Here is a 15230-nt window from a genome sequence, read left to right as displayed (position 1 = left end):
CATCTGTGGAAAACGTCGTGCGGGAGGATCGCGCACATGACAGCACTCGACCTCAGCAGCCCCGTCGCCGTCGTCGGCACCGGCACCATGGGCCAGGGCATCGCCCAGGTCGCGCTGGTCGCCGGCCACCCCGTGCGGCTGTACGACGCCGTCGCCGGGCGTGCCCGGGACGCGGTCGCGGCGATCGGCGCCCGTCTGGACCGGCTCGTGGAAAAGGGCAGGCTCGCCGCCGCCGACCGGGACGCGGCCCGCGCCCGCCTCACCCCCGTGGAGAGCCTCGCGGAGCTGGCGGACTGCGCTCTGGTCGTCGAGGCCGTCCTGGAGCGGCTGGACGTCAAGCAGGAGCTCTTCGGCGAGCTGGAGAAGATCGTCGCCGAGGACTGCCTGCTCGCCACCAACACCTCCTCGCTGTCGGTGACGGCCATCGGGGGCGCTCTGCGCCATCCCGGCCGCTTCGTGGGCCTGCACTTCTTCAACCCGGCCCCGCTCCTGCCGCTGGTCGAGGTCGTCTCCGGGTTCGCCACCGACGTCACGTCGGCCACGCGCGCGTACGAGACGGCCCGGGCCTGGGGCAAGACCCCTGTGGCCTGCGCCGACACCCCGGGTTTCATCGTCAACCGGATCGCCCGGCCGTTCTACGCCGAGGCCTTCGCGGTCTACGAGGCGCAGGCCGCCGACCCGGCCACCATCGACGCCGTCCTGCGCGAGTCGGGCGGGTTCAAGATGGGCGCCTTCGAGCTGACCGACCTGATCGGCCAGGACGTCAACGAGTCCGTGACCCACTCCGTGTGGCAGTCCTTCTTCCAGGACGTGCGCTTCACCCCCTCCCTGGCCCAGCGCCGGCTGGTGGAGTCCGGCCGCCTCGGCCGCAAGACCGGGCGCGGCTGGTACGACCACGCCGAAGGCGCCGAGCGGCCCGAGCCGCACACCGCCGACAAGGAGCAGCCGCCCGCGTACGTCGTCGCCGAGGGCGGCCTCGGCCCGGCGGCCGAGCTGCTCACGCTGATCCGCGAGGCGGGCGTCCAGGTCCGCGAGGAGGACGAGGACAACGGCACCCGGCTGGTGCTGCCCAGCGGCGGCCAGCTGGTCCTCGCCGACGGCCAGACCTCCGTGGAGTTCCGCGACGTCGTCTACTTCGACCTCGCCCTGGACTACCGCACCGCCACCCGCATCGCCCTGTCCGCCTCCCAGGACACCTCGCCGCAGACCCTCGCCGAGGCCACCGGCCTCTTCCAGGCCCTCGGCAAGGACGTCAGCGTCATCGGCGACGTCCCCGGCATGATCGTCGCGCGCACGGTCGCCCGGATCATCGACCTCGCCCACGACGCCGTCGCCAAGGGCGTCGCCACCGAGGAGGACATCGACACGGCCATGCGCCTCGGGGTGAACTACCCGCTCGGCCCGTTCGAGTGGGACCGCAGGCTCGGCCGCGCGTTCGCCTTCGACGTCCTGGACGAGATGCACGAGCGCGACCCCTCCGGACGCTACGCGCCCTCCCTCGCGCTGTACCGCCACGCGTACGCCATCGACGACAAGCGGGAGGGCACGTCATGACCACGGCCAGGCGCGACACGTACACGCCCGAGACGCTGCTCTCCGTGGCCGTCCAGGTCTTCATCGAGCGCGGTTACGACGGCACCTCCATGGAGCACCTGTCGAAGGCGGCCGGCATCTCCAAGTCGTCGATCTACCACCACGTCAGCGGCAAGGAGGAGCTGCTGCGCCGGGCCGTCAGCCGGGCCCTGGACGGCCTGTTCGCGATCCTGGACGAGGAGCACGCGCGCGTGGGGCGGTCCGTCGACCGCCTCGAGCACGTGGTACGGCGCATGGTCGAGGTGCTCATACGCGAGCTGCCGTACGTGACGCTGCTGCTGCGGGTGCGCGGCAACACCGCGACCGAGCGGTGGGCGCTGGAGCGGCGGCGCGACTTCGACCACCGGGTCGCACAGCTGCTGAAGGCGGCGGCGGCCGACGGGGACGTGCGCGGCGACGTGGAGTTCCGGCTGGCCACCCGGCTGGTCTTCGGGATGATCAACTCGATCGTGGAGTGGTACCGGCCGGACCCGCGGGGCGCCGGCGAACGCGAGGTCGCCGACGCGGTCGTACGGCTGGTCTTCGCGGGCCTGAAGCAGAGCTGACACCGGGCCGGAAGCAGTGCTGACACCGGGCCGCCCCGGACTCACGCCTCCGGCTCCACGTCCTCCTCCTCGAACACCAGCAGCGTGCGCGTGCTGAGCACCTCGGGAATGGCCTGGAGCCGGGTCAGCACCAGCTCGCGCAGGGCCCTGTTGTCGGGCGTGTGCACCAGCAGCAGCACGTCGAAGTCGCCGCCCACGAGCGCGATGTGGGCGGCGCCGGGCAGCTGTCTGAGCTGCTCGCGGACCGTGCGCCAGGTGTTCTGGACGATCTTCAGCGTGATGTACGCCGAGGTGCCGTGCCCCGCCCGCTCGTGGTCCACCCGCGCGCTGAACCCGCGGATGACGCCGTCCTCGACGAGCCGGTTGATGCGCGCGTAGGCGTTGGCGCGCGAGACGTGGACCCGTTCGGCGACCGACCGTATCGAGGCGCGGCCGTCCGCCTGCAGCATCTTCAGGATGTCCTGGTCGATCGCGTCCAGCGGGCGCGGCGGCGGCAGCGCGGCGCCGTCCTGCGGTCCGTCGGCCATTTGTTCAGCTGCCATTGCCCCCCGCTCCCTCGCCGTGGACGTCCTGCGTTCATTGCAGGCTGTGGAGAACCGTTTGTCCACAGCCTGGAGCCGCCTGTAGCCAAAATGTGCCGGCGACCGAACAATCGGTTGGTGGGGCGCCTCACAGCCGAGGCGCCTTCGTAGCCGCTCCCACGAGGAGGTGCCGTCATGACGGTTCTGGAGCAGCGGGGCGCGTACCGGCCATCGCCGCCGCCCGCCTGGCAGCCCCGTATGGACCCAGCGCCGCTGCTGCCCGACGCCGAGCCCTACCGCGTCCTCGGCACCGAGGCGGTCGCCAAGGCCGACCCCGACCTGCTGCGCCGGCTCCACGCCCAGCTGGTGCGCGGCCGCCGCTACAACAAGCAGGCCACCGCGCTCACCAAGCAGGGCCGCCTCGCCGTCTACCCCTCCAGCACCGGCCAGGAGGCCTGCGAGGTCGCCGCCGCCCTGGCTCTCGAAGAGCGCGACTGGCTCTTCCCCAGCTACCGCGACACCCTCGCCGTCGTCGCCCGCGGCGTGGACCCCGTCGAGGCCCTCACCCTGCTGCGCGGCGACTGGCACAGCGGCTACGACCCCTACGAGCACCGCGTCGCCCCCCTGTCCACCCCGCTGGCCACCCAGCTGCCGCACGCCGTCGGTCTCGCGCACGCCGCCCGCCTCAAGGGCGACGACGTCGTCGCGCTCGCCATGGTCGGCGACGGCGGCACCAGCGAGGGCGACTTCCACGAGGCGCTGAACTTCGCCGCCGTCTGGCAGGCCCCGGTCGTCTTCCTGGTGCAGAACAACGGCTTCGCGATCTCCGTCCCGCTCGCCAAGCAGACCGCCGCCCCCTCCCTGGCCCACAAGGCCGTCGGGTACGGCATGCCGGGCCGGCTGGTCGACGGAAACGACGCCGCGGCCGTGCACGCAGTCCTCAGCGAGGCCGTACGGCACGCGCGGGCGGGCGGCGGACCGACCCTGGTGGAGGCGGTGACCTACCGGATCGACGCCCACACCAACGCCGACGACGCCACCCGCTACCGCGGCGACGCCGAGGTCGAGGCCTGGCGCGCCCACGACCCGATCGAGCTGCTGGAGGCGGAGCTGACCGAGCGCGGACTGCTGGACGAGGCCGGCATCCAGGCCGCCCGCCAGGACGCCGAGGCGATGGCCGCCTCCCTGCGTGAGCGCATGAACCGCGATCCGGAGCTGGACCCGATGGCCCTCTTCGACCACGTCTACGCCGAGACCACCGCTCAGCTGCGCGAACAGCGCGCCCTGCTCAGGGCCGAGCTGGAGGCCGAGCAGGAGCAGCACGGCGCGCAGGAAGGCGGCGCCCGATGACCACCGTCGCCGTCAAGCCCGCCACCATGGCGCAGGCCCTCACGCGCGCGCTGCGCGACGCGATGGCCGCCGACCCCGCCGTGCACGTCATGGGCGAGGACGTCGGCACCCTCGGCGGTGTCTTCCGGATCACTGACGGCCTCGCCAAGGAGTTCGGCGAGGACCGCTGCACCGACACCCCGCTCGCCGAGGCCGGCATCCTCGGCGCCGCCGTAGGCATGGCCATGTACGGCCTCAGGCCGGTGGTGGAGATGCAGTTCGACGCGTTCGCCTACCCGGCGTTCGAGCAGCTCGTCAGCCATGTCTCCCGGATGCGCAACCGCACGCGCGGCAGGATGCCCCTGCCGATCACCGTGCGCGTCCCCTACGGCGGCGGCATCGGCGGCGTCGAGCACCACAGCGACTCCTCCGAGGCCTACTACATGGCCACTCCGGGCCTGCACGTCGTCACGCCCGCGACGGTCGCCGACGCCTACGGACTGCTGCGCCAGGCCATCGCCTCCGACGACCCGGTCGTCTTCCTGGAGCCCAAGCGCCTGTACTGGTCGAAGGACTCCTGGAACCCCGAGCACCCCACGGACGTGGAACCCATCGGACGGGCGGTCGTCCGCCGCCCGGGCCGCAGCGCCACGCTGATCACCTACGGGCCTTCCCTGCCGGTCTGCCTGGAGGCCGCCGAGGCCGCGCAGGCCGAGGGCTGGGACCTGGAAGTGATCGACCTGCGCTCGCTGGTGCCGTTCGACGACGAGACGGTCTGCGCGGCCGTACGGCGCACCGGACGCGCGGTCGTCGTCCATGAGGCCACCGGGTTCGGCGGGCCGGGCGGCGAGATCGCGGCCCGGATCACCGAGCGCTGCTTCCACCACCTGGAGGCGCCCGTGCTGCGCGTGGCCGGCTTCGACATCCCCTACCCGCCGCCCATGCTGGAGCGGCACCATCTGCCCGGCGTCGACCGCATCCTGGACGCCGTGGCCCGGCTGCAGTGGGAGGCCGAGGGCTGATGGCACAGGTGCTGGAGTTCAAGCTCCCCGACCTCGGCGAGGGGCTCACCGAGGCGGAGATCGTCCGCTGGCTGGTCCGGGTCGGTGACGTCGTCGCCGTCGACCAGCCGGTCGTCGAGGTCGAGACGGCCAAGGCGATGGTCGAGGTGCCCTGCCCGTACGGCGGCGTGGTCACCGCCCTCCTCGGCGAGGAGGGCAAGGAACTGCCGGTCGGCGCACCGCTGCTGACGGTGGCCGTGGGCCCGCAGGCCCCGTCGGGGGACGGCGAAGGGTCGGGCAACGTCCTGGTCGGGTACGGCACTTCAGAGGCCCCGGCCCGGCGCCGCAGGGTGCGGCCGGCGCCGACGGGTCCGGCCGCCGCGAACGGCAGCACCGGTACGGGCCGTACCGGAAGCGCGCCCCACGGGAGCCGCCCGGACGGACGGCACAGCCCGGACGCGGTCTCCGGGGCACCCCGGGCGGACGCCCCGGCGGCTGCCGCGGCGACGGGTACGGCAGCCGCCGGGACCGCGCACGCGCGCGTGGGCGCACCCCACGCCGAGGGCCCGGTGCCCGTGATCTCCCCCCTGGTCCGCCGGCTCGCCCGTGAGGGCGGTGTGGACCTGCGGCAGCTGGCCGGCTCGGGCCCCGACGGGCTGATCCTGCGCGCCGACGTCGAGGACGCCCTGCGGGCCAAGGCCACCGCGGCACCCGCGGCACAGGACGTCCGCACGGCCACCGCCCCGCAGGCGCCCGCGGTGACCGGTGCGCGCGCAGCAGGCACCCGTGTCCCGCTCAAGGGCGTCCGCGGCGCCGTCGCCGACAAGCTCTCCCGCAGCCGCCGGGAGATCCCGGACGCCACCTGCTGGGTCGACGCCGACGCGACCGAGCTCATGCGCGCACGTGCCGCCATGAACGCGGCAGGAGGACCGAAGATCTCCCTCCTCGCGCTGCTCGCCCGCATCTGCACGGCCGCCCTCGCCCGGTTCCCCGAGCTGAACTCCTTCGTCGACACCGAGGCCCGCGAGGTCGTCCAGCTCGACCACGTGCACCTCGGGTTCGCCGCGCAGACCGACCGCGGACTCGTCGTGCCGGTGGTCCGGGACGCCCACACGCGTGACGCCGAGGCGCTGACCGCCGAGTTCGCCCGGCTCACGGAGGCCGCCCGCGCCGGGACGCTGACACCCGGCGAACTCACCGGCGGGACCTTGACGTTGAACAACTACGGGGTCTTCGGAGTCGACGGCTCCACCCCGATCATCAACCACCCCGAGGCCGCCATGCTCGGCGTCGGCCGGATCGTCCCGAAGCCCTGGGTGCACGAGGGCGAGCTCGCCGTGCGTCAGGTCGTCCAGCTCTCGCTCACCTTCGACCACCGGGTGTGCGACGGCGGCACGGCCGGCGGCTTCCTGCGGTATGTGGCGGACTGCGTGGAGCAGCCGGCGGTGCTCCTGCGCACGCTGTGACGCCCGCGGGGCCGGCAGGCAAGGCCCCCGCGGAAGATACAAAGCGGCGCCCCTCGGACATACTCGGGGGGTGACCGACATCGCCCCCGCCGCACCCGCGACGCCCGTGCCGTACGACGCCGTCGTGCTGGCCGGAGGTGCCGCCCGGCGGCTCGGCGGGGCCGACAAACCCGGTCTGCGGGTCGGGGGCCGGTCACTGCTCGACCGGGTCCTGGCCGCCTGCGCCGACGCCGGGACGACCGTGGTGGTGGCCGACCGGCGGCCCACCGCGCGGCCGGTGCTGTGGGCACGCGAGGAGCCGCCCGGGGCCGGACCGGTCGCCGCGCTGGAGGCCGGACTGCGGCTCACCGACGCCGAGCACGCCGTCGTCCTCTCCGCCGACCTGCCCTTCCTCCTGTCGGCCACGCTGCGGCGCCTGTTGGCCGCTCTCGGCGACACCGGGGCCGACGGCGCGCTGCTCACCGACGCCGACGGCCGCGACCAGCCGCTCGTGGCCGCCTACCGCACCGCCGCGCTCCGCCGCGAGCTGGCCGCCCTCGCGGGTGGGCCCGACGGCCTGAGCGGACTGCCCCTGCGCCGGCTGACCGGCGCCCTCAAGCTCACCCGTGTCCCGGATCCGCTCGCGTCCTTCGACTGCGACACCTGGGACGACCTCGTCAACGCCAGGGCACGCATCAGGGAGCATGGGCACGTGTTGGATGAATGGATTTCCGCAGTCAAGGACGAGCTGGGCATCGACCTCGACGTCGACACCGGCGTCCTGCTCGACCTGGCCCGTGACGCCGCGCACGGCGTGGCCCGGCCCGCAGCCCCGCTGACCACCTTCCTCGTCGGCTACGCCGCCGCGCAGGGCAAGGGCGGCCCCGAGGCCGTCGCCGAAGCCGCCCGCAAGGCCGCCGCGCTCGCGCTGCGCTGGGAGGAAGAGAACACCGGGGGCAAGGAAGCGAGCAGCGGGGGCCCGAGCGCCCCGGACGCCGGATGACCGCCCCCGGACCGCGCGCCGCGGCGCCCGCCGAGGACGGCGACGACCTCGACGTCGAGGAGGCCCTGGCCCTCGTGAGGGAAGCCAACGACGGCCACACGGGCCGGCTCCCCGGCCCGGCGCCCGAGGCGCACGGCGACCACCGGCACCGGGCCACCCCCTGGCGCCAGGCCCGCGAGACCGCCGCCCGCGCCGCACGCGCCCGGACCCGCAGCGCCCCCGTCTCCGTGCCGCTCGGTGACGCCCTCGGCCTGGTGCTGGCCGCCCCGCTCGACGCGCTCACCGATCTGCCCTCCTTCGACACCTCCGCGATGGACGGCTGGGCCGTCGCCGGACCCGGCCCCTGGGAGGTGCGCGACGAGGGCGTGCTCGCCGGGCACGCCCAGCCCGGACCGCTGACCGACGGCGAGGCGGTCCGCATCGCCACCGGCGCCCGCATCCCCGCCGACACCACCGCCGTCCTGCGCAGCGAGCACGGACGGACCGACGCGCAGGGGCGGCTGCACGCCACGCGGGAGATCGAGCACGGCCAGGACATCCGCCCGCGCGGCCAGGAGTGCCGCAGTGGCGACCAGTTGCTGCCCGTCGGTACCCGGGTCACCCCCGCCGTCCTGGGCCTGGCCGCTGCGGCCGGATACGACACGGTCACCGCCGTACCGCGGCCGCGTGCCGAAGTCCTCGTGCTCGGCGACGAACTGCTGATCGAGGGGCTGCCCCACGACGGGCTGATCCGGGACGCGCTCGGCCCGATGCTGCCGCCGTGGCTGCGGGCCCTGGGCGCCGAGGTGACCTCCGTACGCCGGATCGGTGACGACGCCAAGGCCCTGCGCAAGGCCGTCAGCGGCTCCACGGCCGATCTGATCGTCACCACGGGCGGTACGGCAGGCGGTCCCGTCGACCATGTCCACCCCATCCTGGAGCGCCTCGGCGCCGAACTCCTCGTCGACGGCGTGAAGGTGCGCCCCGGCCACCCCATGCTGCTGGCCCGCACCAAGGACGCCCAGTATCTCGTCGGTCTGCCCGGCAACCCGCTCGCGGCCGTCTCCGGCCTGCTGACGCTCGCCGAGCCGCTGGTGCGCACCCTGGCCGCACACCCGGCCCCCGAGCCGTACACGCTGCCGCTCAGCGACGCCGTCCAGGGGCATCCGTACGACACCCGGCTGATCCCCGTGGTGCTGCGCGGCGACCATGCCGTACCGCTGCACTACAACGGCCCGGCCATGCTCCGCGGTATCGCCGCCGCCGACGCGCTGGCCGTCGTACCGCCCGGTGGCGCCCGGCAGGGTGAGGAGACCGAACTGCTCGAACTGCCGTGGGCGACCGCGGGAATCGAGGTGTGTTTCACGTGAAACGTCCGGGCCTGACGCCCTAGCACCTAGCGAGCGGGTCTGCCTCGGGGCGCGCGGTCTCGGGGAGTAGCGTCACGGGCATGCATGCGATCACGATTCCCGAACCTGGTGGTCCCGAGGCGCTGGTGTGGGCCGAGGTCCCCGATCCGGTGCCCGGCGAGGGCGAGGTGCTGGTCGAGGTGGTGGCCAGCGCCGTCAACCGTGCGGACATCCTGCAGCGGCAGGGCTTCTACAATCCGCCGCCCGGCGCCTCCCCGTACCCCGGCCTGGAGTGCTCCGGCAGGATTGCCGGGCTCGGTCCCGGCGTGTCCGGCTGGGCCGTCGGCGACGAGGTGTGCGCGCTGCTCGCGGGCGGCGGTTACGCCGAGAAGGTCGTCGTACCGGCCGGGCAGCTGCTGCCCGTGCCCGAGGGTGTCGGCCTCAGCCAGGCCGCGGCGCTGCCCGAGGTGGTCTGCACCGTCTGGTCCAACGTGTTCATGATCGCCCATCTGCGGCCCGGCGAGACGCTGCTGGTGCACGGTGGGTCCAGCGGCATCGGCACCATGGCGATCCAACTCGCCAAGGCCGTCGGGGCGAAGGTCGCGGTGACCGCCGGCACCAAGGAGAAGCTGGAGCGGTGTGCCGAACTCGGCGCGGACATCCTGATCAACTACCGCGAGCAGGACTTCGTCGCCGAGATCGAGCAGGCCACCGAGGGCGCGGGGGCCGACGTGATCCTCGACAACATGGGGGCCAAGTACCTGGACCGCAATGTGCGGGCGCTGGCCGTCAACGGGCGGCTCGCGATCATCGGTCTGCAGGGCGGAGCCAAGGGTGAGCTGAACATCGGCGCGCTGCTGAACAAGCGGGCCGCGGTCAGCGCGACCTCGCTGCGGGCCCGGCCGCTGAGCGAGAAGGCGGCGATCGTGGCAGCGGTGCGGGAGCATGTGTGGCCGCTGGTGGCCGGCGGGCATGTCCGTCCGGTCGTGGACCGTGAGCTGCCGATGGCGGAGGCGGCCGAGGGGCACCGGGTGGTGGAGGAGAGCGGGCACGTGGGGAAGGTGCTGCTGGTGACGTCGTAACGCCGGGAGACGGCTGACGGGGCGGTGATCCCGTGAGGGGTGTTTTCCGGGGCTGGTGGTCAGTCTCTGCGGAGTCTGAGGCCCAGGAGGGCCAGGGCCAGCCCCAGGCCTATGAGGACCAGGCCGCTGCCCAGCGGGAGTATCTGCAGGACCGGCTGGTCGGTCTCGCCCTGGGGCGCGGCGTTCTGCGGCGGCGGCCGGTCGAGGCCGGCCGCGTCGGGGGTGTTCGAGGGGGTCGGGGTGGCGGTCGGAAGGTCCGCCGTCTCCGGTTCCTCCGCCTGGCCGCTGCTGAGAGCGGCGGTGGGTATGGGGTCGTCGCCCTCGACCTCGGACGCGGGACCGTCCGGCCGGCCGGGCCGCATCCGCCCTTCCCCGGGCCGGCTGCCCGCGCGGGTCGGCTCGACGGCGGTCGGACGGTACGAGGCGGAGGCGGAGTCCGAGGGCATGGGAGGGATCGGCGGGCGACCGGGCACGGGGAAGCCGAAGTGATCGGGACCCGGGCTCGCCGAGCCGGCGCCGCCGTCCGACGGCTCGGGGTCGCCGCGGTCCCCTCGCCCCGCGTGCTTCCCGTGCGCTGTCCGCTCCGGGTGGGCCGGACGGGCCTGGGCCGCGTCGTGCGGGGCGGGCCGGTGCGGGGGGTCGGGGGACGTCCTCGGGCCGGGGTGGGCGGCGTACGCGGGCATGGTGTGGGCGGTGACGGTGCCGTACGTCGGCGGGGACACGGCGAGGACGAGCGGCAGCAGCCGTACGCAGCGGAGTGATGTGCGCAGCCATGGAGTCACGTCGGTGACCTCCCGGAGCCCGATGGCGTGAGCGATGGGCGGATGGACAAGTGGACGGAGGCTGGGGAATGGGGGCCGGGTCGATGGGGCAGGTGGAGGGGCGGACGGCTGGATGACCGACGGATCCAGCCTCACATTCAATGGCGAACCGGGCATTTCAGGATGGGCCGTCGGGTCTAAACGGTGGATCACCCCCACGAGGGGGCACGACGGTGATGAGGTGTACGGGTGCGAGAGAATGGCGGCATGGAGATGCCGAGGAACGAACGGTCGCCGGAGAATCCCCAGATCCTCGTCGTGGGCCAGGACGGGATGGCGCTCGGCGGCGGCAACGGGGACGACGAGTCCCGTGAGACCCCGGTCACGGAGCAGGTGGAACAGCCGGCCAAGGTCATGCGGATCGGCAGCATGATCAAGCAGCTCCTTGAGGAGGTGCGCGCCGCTCCCCTGGACGAGGCGAGCCGGGTGCGGCTGAAGGAGATCCACGCCAGCTCGGTGAAGGAGCTGGAGGACGGCCTGGCCCCGGAGCTGGTGGAGGAACTGGAGCGGCTCTCGCTGCCGTTCACCGACGACGCCACCCCGAGTGACGCGGAACTGCGGATTGCGCAGGCGCAGTTGGTGGGCTGGCTGGAGGGCCTCTTCCACGGGATCCAGACCACGCTGTTCGCCCAGCAGATGGCCGCGCGGGCCCAGCTGGAGCAGATGCGCCGCGCGCTGCCGCCGGGCGTGACCGGTCATGAGGGCGGCGACGACCACCGCACCGCGGGCCGCTCGGGCGGTCCGTACCTGTAAGCGGAACGTGCCCCTGAGCGGCCGTACCTGTAAGCGGGACGTACCCGCAGGGCCGTACACGGCAAGGGCCCGGCGCTGATGCGCCGGGCCCTTGGTCGTCCTTGGGGCCCCGTCTCCGCGGAGCCTGCGGAGCCGTGTCTTTACGCCGGATTGCCCGTCGAGACGGTCAGTTCGATGGTGCCCGGGTTCTTCGGGTCGATCTCCGTGTCGGCGGAGGGGAACTGGTCCAGGACGGTGCCGTCTCCCCATGTGTTGTCGTCCTGCCGGGTGGTCTTGTACTTCCAGTGCGCGCCCTGGAGGCACTTCTTCACGGAGTCGATGTCCTTGTACCGGAAGTCGGGCAGCAGGACCTTCTTCTCGTCGTTGTAGGACTCCGCCGGATCCGTGCACTTGGCCGCGTCGATCACCCGGGTCTTGTCCGGCCCGCGGTAGCCCGACGGGTGGGAGGACGCCGAGGCGCTCGCGCCGCGGCTGCCGCCCTTGTCGTCACTGCCGTTGGTGTTCAGCGTGAGCGCCACGATCAGGGCGACGACCGCGACGAGCGACACCGCGACCGAGCCGATGATCACCGGCTTGTTGCTCTTGCCCCCGCCGGGGCCCGAAGCGGACGGCTGCGCCGAGATCACGTACGGCGGCGGGGTCGACGCGGCCTGCGGAGCCTGCGGGCCGTAGCCCACGGGCGGCGTCTGGTAGCCGCCCTGCTGGCCCTGCTGCGGGTAGCCGTAGCCCGGCGCGGGCGTCTGCGGCGCGCCGTACGGGCCCGGCTGGTACGGCGTCTGCACCGGGCCGGGGGCCGCCTGGGCGCTCCGGTCGACCGGCGGGAACACCGCGGAGCCGACGCCCGCGCCGCTCTGCGTCGGCCCGGCGCCCGGCACGATGCTCGGCGCGGCCGCCTGGAGGGAGGCGGCGATGCGCAGGCACTCGTCGCGCATGGCCTCCGCGCTCGGGAACCGCTCGTTCGGGTTCTTCTTCAGCGCGCGGGCGACCAGCGCGTCCACCGCGGGCGGCAGCGCGCGGTTGATCGAGGAGGGCGCGACCGGCTCCTCCTGCACATGCGCGTACGCGATCGCCAGCGGCGAGTCCGCGTCGAACGGCAGCCGCCCGGTGACCAGCTGGAACAGCATGATGCCGACCGAGTACAGATCGGAACGGGCGTCCACGGCGCGGCCGAGGGCCTGCTCAGGCGAGAGGTACTGCGGGGTGCCGACGACCATGCCGGTCTGCGTCATCGACGTCACACCGGACTGCATGGCGCGGGCGATGCCGAAGTCCATGACCTTGACCACGCCGCGCTTGGTCACCATCACGTTGCCCGGCTTGATGTCGCGGTGGACCAGCCCCATCTCGTGGCTGATCTCCAGCGCGGCCAGCACGTCCGCGGTGACCTTCAGCGCCTTGTCGGCGGGCATCGCGCCGTACTGCCGGATGTCCTCCGCGAGGACCGAGCCCAGCGGGCGGCCCTCGACGTACTCCATGACGATGTACGGCGTCGTCATGCCGCCCAGATCGTCCTCGCCGGTGTCGAAGACGGAGACGATGTTGGTGTGCGTGAGCTTGGCCACGGCCTGGGCCTCGCGGCGGAAGCGCTCGCGGAACGCCTGTTCCCGGCCGAGTTCCGTGTGCAGCGTCTTGATCGCCACCTGGCGGTCGAGCACGGCGTCGTAGGCCAGGTGCACCGAGGCCATGCCGCCCTCGCCGAGCAGGTCCCGCAGCTGGTAGCGGCCGCCGGCCAGGGCCTGTCCCGCGTACCGGCCGTGTGCGCCGTCCTGGCTCATCTCTCCGCGTCCCCCATCGGCCGTCCGGCGCCTTCGCTCTTCGCACGGGCCTTGATCGAATGTGTCATTCCCGGCCAAGTCTGCCCGAGGGTCCCGGCACGTCAAGCGCGGTGCCCGTTCCGTGACCGTACGCGCAAGAAGCGTCGCGCAAGCGTTACAGGGGGCGTACGGCCGGCACACAGAATTTGCACGACAGCGCGTGCTAAAGGTTTGATGGCCGGTCCGGCTTCGGCCGGTCCCGGTTCCGGTTCCGGACCGGTGGTTCGCGCGGAGGCTGTAGCGTGGCGGACGGAGACCGTGACAACACCGCGCGCACCGCGGGCAGAAACGACGGCGAGGACTGATGGCACAGACGCAGCGCGCCCAGGGCCCGTCCGACCCCGAGGCGAGTGGCGGCGGCATGTCGGACGCGCCGGAGACATGGGGCAACGGAGGGCTCGTCGGCGACGGCCGGTACCGGCTGACCCACCGGCTGGGCCGGGGCGGCATGGCCGAGGTGTTCGCGGCCGAGGACGTCCGTCTCGGCCGTACCGTCGCGGTGAAGCTGCTCCGTGCGGACCTCGCCGAGGATCCGGTCTCCAAGGCTCGCTTCACGCGCGAGGCGCAGTCCGTGGCCGGTCTCAACCACCACGCGATCGTCGCCGTGTACGACTCCGGCGAGGACTTCATCGGCGGCCAGTCCGTGCCGTACATCGTGATGGAGCTGGTCGAGGGCCGTACGATCCGCGACCTGCTGATGAACGCGGAGGCGCCCGGCCCCGAGCAGGCGCTGATCATCGTCTCCGGGGTGCTGGAGGCGCTCGCCTACTCGCACCAGCACGGCATCGTGCACCGCGACATCAAGCCCGCCAACGTGATCATCACGAACACCGGCGCCGTCAAGGTGATGGACTTCGGCATCGCGCGCGCCCTGCATGGCGCGTCGACGACGATGACGCAGACCGGCATGGTCATGGGCACGCCGCAGTACCTCTCCCCGGAGCAGGCGCTCGGCAAGGCCGTGGACCACCGCTCGGACCTGTACGCGACCGGCTGCCTGCTGTACGAACTGCTGGCGCTGCGGCCCCCGTTCACCGGCGAGACCCCGCTGTCGGTGGTCTACCAGCACGTCCAGGACATCCCGACCCCGCCCTCGGAGGCCTCCGAGAGCTGCCCGCCGGAGCTGGACGGCCTGGTGATGCGCTCGCTCGCCAAGGAGCCGGACGACCGGTTCCAGACGGCCGAGGAGATGCGCGGCCTGGTCCAGTACGGCCTGCAGATGCTGTACGAGCAGGGCGGGCACACCGGCACCTGGAACACCGGCCCGGTGGAGGCGCACGACGGCCGGCACACCCCGGCGGGCGGCTTCGCGCGGACGACGGCGATGCAGCACCCGGGCGACTTCGGCTCCGGCACCGCGCAGATCCCGCAGCCGATCCTGCCGCAGGGCTACGGAAGCGGCGACGACGGCGGCTTCGAGGGCCACGGCAACAGGGGCGGCGGCCGCGGCAAGCTGTGGCTCCTGGCCGTCCTCGCGGTCGTCGCGATCGCGGCGGGCGTCGCGCTGGCGCTGAACCACAACACCGGCGGCCAGGGCACCGGCACCGACACCAAGCCGCCCGCGACGCACTCGCAGGCCCCGAAGGACCACTCGGACACGCCGTCCCCGACGGACGACACCACCGACCAGCCCACGGGCACCACCACCGACGACGGCTCGGGCTCGACCTCGGGCGGGTCCGACTACACGCCGTCGGATCCGCAGACGTCGCAGTCGCAGTCCACGGGCCCGACCGACGAGCCCACGGACCCGCAGACCTCCCCGTCGCAGTCCACGGGCAGCACCACGAACGGCGGCACGGACACCGGGACGACCAACGGCGGCACGGACACCGGCACCACCAACGGCGGCACGGACACCGGCACGACGAACGGCGGCACGGACAGCGGGACGACCAACGGCGCCACCGACGGTGGAACCACGGCGGACGGCGGCGCGGACACCGGCACGACCGGCTGAGGAACGCCCGCCGGGGCGGCCACCGGGGCGCGGTC

13 protein-coding genes are annotated in these 15230 nt (G+C 73.3%); 10 read left to right on the top strand and 3 right to left on the bottom strand.

The window, feature by feature from the left end; all coding sequences use genetic code 11:
- Positions 1 to 36 precede the first annotated feature (36 nt).
- On the top strand, positions 37 to 1554 hold the full coding sequence (locus AB0950_RS16505; protein WP_360571665.1) for a 3-hydroxyacyl-CoA dehydrogenase: 1518 nt from the start codon (positions 37 to 39) through the stop codon (positions 1552 to 1554).
- Positions 1551 to 2138 (top strand): TetR/AcrR family transcriptional regulator, encoded by a 588-nt coding sequence (locus tag AB0950_RS16500; protein WP_360153117.1) that lies wholly within the window; start codon positions 1551 to 1553, stop codon positions 2136 to 2138. Before AB0950_RS16505 ends, AB0950_RS16500 begins: the two co-directional genes overlap by 4 nt.
- Positions 2139 to 2179: 41 nt before the next feature.
- Here AB0950_RS16500 and AB0950_RS16495 read toward each other — a convergent pair whose 3' ends face one another.
- Complete coding sequence (locus tag AB0950_RS16495; RefSeq protein WP_360571829.1) at positions 2180 to 2665, bottom strand: Lrp/AsnC family transcriptional regulator; 486 nt, start codon at positions 2663 to 2665, stop codon at positions 2180 to 2182.
- 189 nt (positions 2666 to 2854) lie between these two features.
- Between AB0950_RS16495 and pdhA the strand changes: the two genes are divergently transcribed.
- From pdhA to AB0950_RS16465, 6 genes are all read left to right on the top strand, one after another.
- Positions 2855 to 4009: a pyruvate dehydrogenase (acetyl-transferring) E1 component subunit alpha gene (gene pdhA / locus AB0950_RS16490; protein ID WP_366778766.1), complete on the top strand. Its 1155-nt coding sequence runs from the start codon at positions 2855 to 2857 to the stop codon at positions 4007 to 4009.
- A complete protein-coding gene (locus AB0950_RS16485; protein WP_360153111.1) occupies positions 4006 to 5010 on the top strand; it encodes an alpha-ketoacid dehydrogenase subunit beta in 1005 nt (334 codons plus the stop codon). The genes pdhA and AB0950_RS16485 overlap by 4 nt, the downstream gene beginning before the upstream one ends.
- Positions 5010 to 6455, top strand: coding sequence for a dihydrolipoamide acetyltransferase family protein (locus AB0950_RS16480; RefSeq protein ID WP_366778765.1), 1446 nt, complete (start codon positions 5010 to 5012; stop codon positions 6453 to 6455). Before AB0950_RS16485 ends, AB0950_RS16480 begins: the two co-directional genes overlap by 1 nt.
- Before the next feature lie 70 nt (positions 6456 to 6525).
- Positions 6526 to 7437 carry an NTP transferase domain-containing protein gene (locus tag AB0950_RS16475; RefSeq protein WP_366778764.1) on the top strand — a complete coding sequence of 304 codons (912 nt, stop codon included), beginning with the start codon at positions 6526 to 6528 and terminating at the stop codon, positions 7435 to 7437.
- Complete coding sequence (locus AB0950_RS16470; protein ID WP_360153102.1) at positions 7434 to 8786, top strand: molybdopterin molybdotransferase MoeA; 1353 nt, start codon at positions 7434 to 7436, stop codon at positions 8784 to 8786. Before AB0950_RS16475 ends, AB0950_RS16470 begins: the two co-directional genes overlap by 4 nt.
- 80 nt (positions 8787 to 8866) lie before the next feature.
- Positions 8867 to 9847, top strand: a complete 981-nt coding sequence (locus AB0950_RS16465) for an NAD(P)H-quinone oxidoreductase (protein WP_366778763.1) — start codon at positions 8867 to 8869, stop codon at positions 9845 to 9847.
- A 59-nt stretch (positions 9848 to 9906) separates the two neighbouring features.
- On the opposite strand, the gene AB0950_RS16460 is transcribed toward AB0950_RS16465, so the two are convergent.
- A complete protein-coding gene (locus AB0950_RS16460) occupies positions 9907 to 10629 on the bottom strand; it encodes a hypothetical protein (protein WP_360153096.1) in 723 nt (240 codons plus the stop codon).
- Between the two features lie 246 nt (positions 10630 to 10875).
- On the opposite strand from AB0950_RS16460, the gene AB0950_RS16455 reads away from it, so the two are divergent.
- Positions 10876 to 11421, top strand: a complete 546-nt coding sequence (locus tag AB0950_RS16455; RefSeq protein ID WP_360153093.1) for a bacterial proteasome activator family protein — start codon at positions 10876 to 10878, stop codon at positions 11419 to 11421.
- A 140-nt stretch (positions 11422 to 11561) separates the two neighbouring features.
- Here AB0950_RS16455 and AB0950_RS16450 read toward each other — a convergent pair whose 3' ends face one another.
- On the bottom strand, positions 11562 to 13196 hold the full coding sequence (locus tag AB0950_RS16450) for a protein kinase (RefSeq protein ID WP_366778762.1): 1635 nt from the start codon (positions 13194 to 13196) through the stop codon (positions 11562 to 11564).
- A gap of 343 nt (positions 13197 to 13539) precedes the next feature.
- Between AB0950_RS16450 and AB0950_RS16445 the strand changes: the two genes are divergently transcribed.
- Entirely contained in the window at positions 13540 to 15195 is a 1656-nt protein-coding gene (locus tag AB0950_RS16445; protein WP_360153087.1) for a protein kinase, read from the top strand.
- Positions 15196 to 15230 lie beyond the last annotated feature (35 nt).

The organism is Streptomyces sp. NPDC007189, from assembly GCF_040703635.1.
Lineage (GTDB): Bacteria > Actinomycetota > Actinomycetes > Streptomycetales > Streptomycetaceae > Streptomyces.
Note: the sequence above shows the minus strand (reverse complement) of the source record. Positions and strands in the feature narration are given on the sequence as shown.

Bases quoted from the DNA above. Each gene is read 5' to 3' on its own strand.
- AB0950_RS16445 (WP_360153087.1), top strand. From the start codon at position 13,540: ATGGCACAGACGCAGCGCGCCCAGGGCCCGTCCGACCCCGAGGCGAGT.
- AB0950_RS16470 (WP_360153102.1), top strand. From the start codon at position 7,434: ATGACCGCCCCCGGACCGCGCGCCGCGGCGCCCGCCGAGGACGGCGAC.
- AB0950_RS16500 (WP_360153117.1), top strand. From the start codon at position 1,551: ATGACCACGGCCAGGCGCGACACGTACACGCCCGAGACGCTGCTCTCC.
- AB0950_RS16455 (WP_360153093.1), top strand. From the start codon at position 10,876: ATGGAGATGCCGAGGAACGAACGGTCGCCGGAGAATCCCCAGATCCTC.
- AB0950_RS16465 (WP_366778763.1), top strand. From the start codon at position 8,867: ATGCATGCGATCACGATTCCCGAACCTGGTGGTCCCGAGGCGCTGGTG.
- AB0950_RS16450 (WP_366778762.1), bottom strand. From the start codon at position 13,196: ATGAGCCAGGACGGCGCACACGGCCGGTACGCGGGACAGGCCCTGGCC.
- pdhA (WP_366778766.1), top strand. From the start codon at position 2,855: ATGACGGTTCTGGAGCAGCGGGGCGCGTACCGGCCATCGCCGCCGCCC.
- AB0950_RS16505 (WP_360571665.1), top strand. From the start codon at position 37: ATGACAGCACTCGACCTCAGCAGCCCCGTCGCCGTCGTCGGCACCGGC.
- AB0950_RS16480 (WP_366778765.1), top strand. From the start codon at position 5,010: ATGGCACAGGTGCTGGAGTTCAAGCTCCCCGACCTCGGCGAGGGGCTC.
- AB0950_RS16495 (WP_360571829.1), bottom strand. From the start codon at position 2,665: ATGGCCGACGGACCGCAGGACGGCGCCGCGCTGCCGCCGCCGCGCCCG.
- AB0950_RS16485 (WP_360153111.1), top strand. From the start codon at position 4,006: ATGACCACCGTCGCCGTCAAGCCCGCCACCATGGCGCAGGCCCTCACG.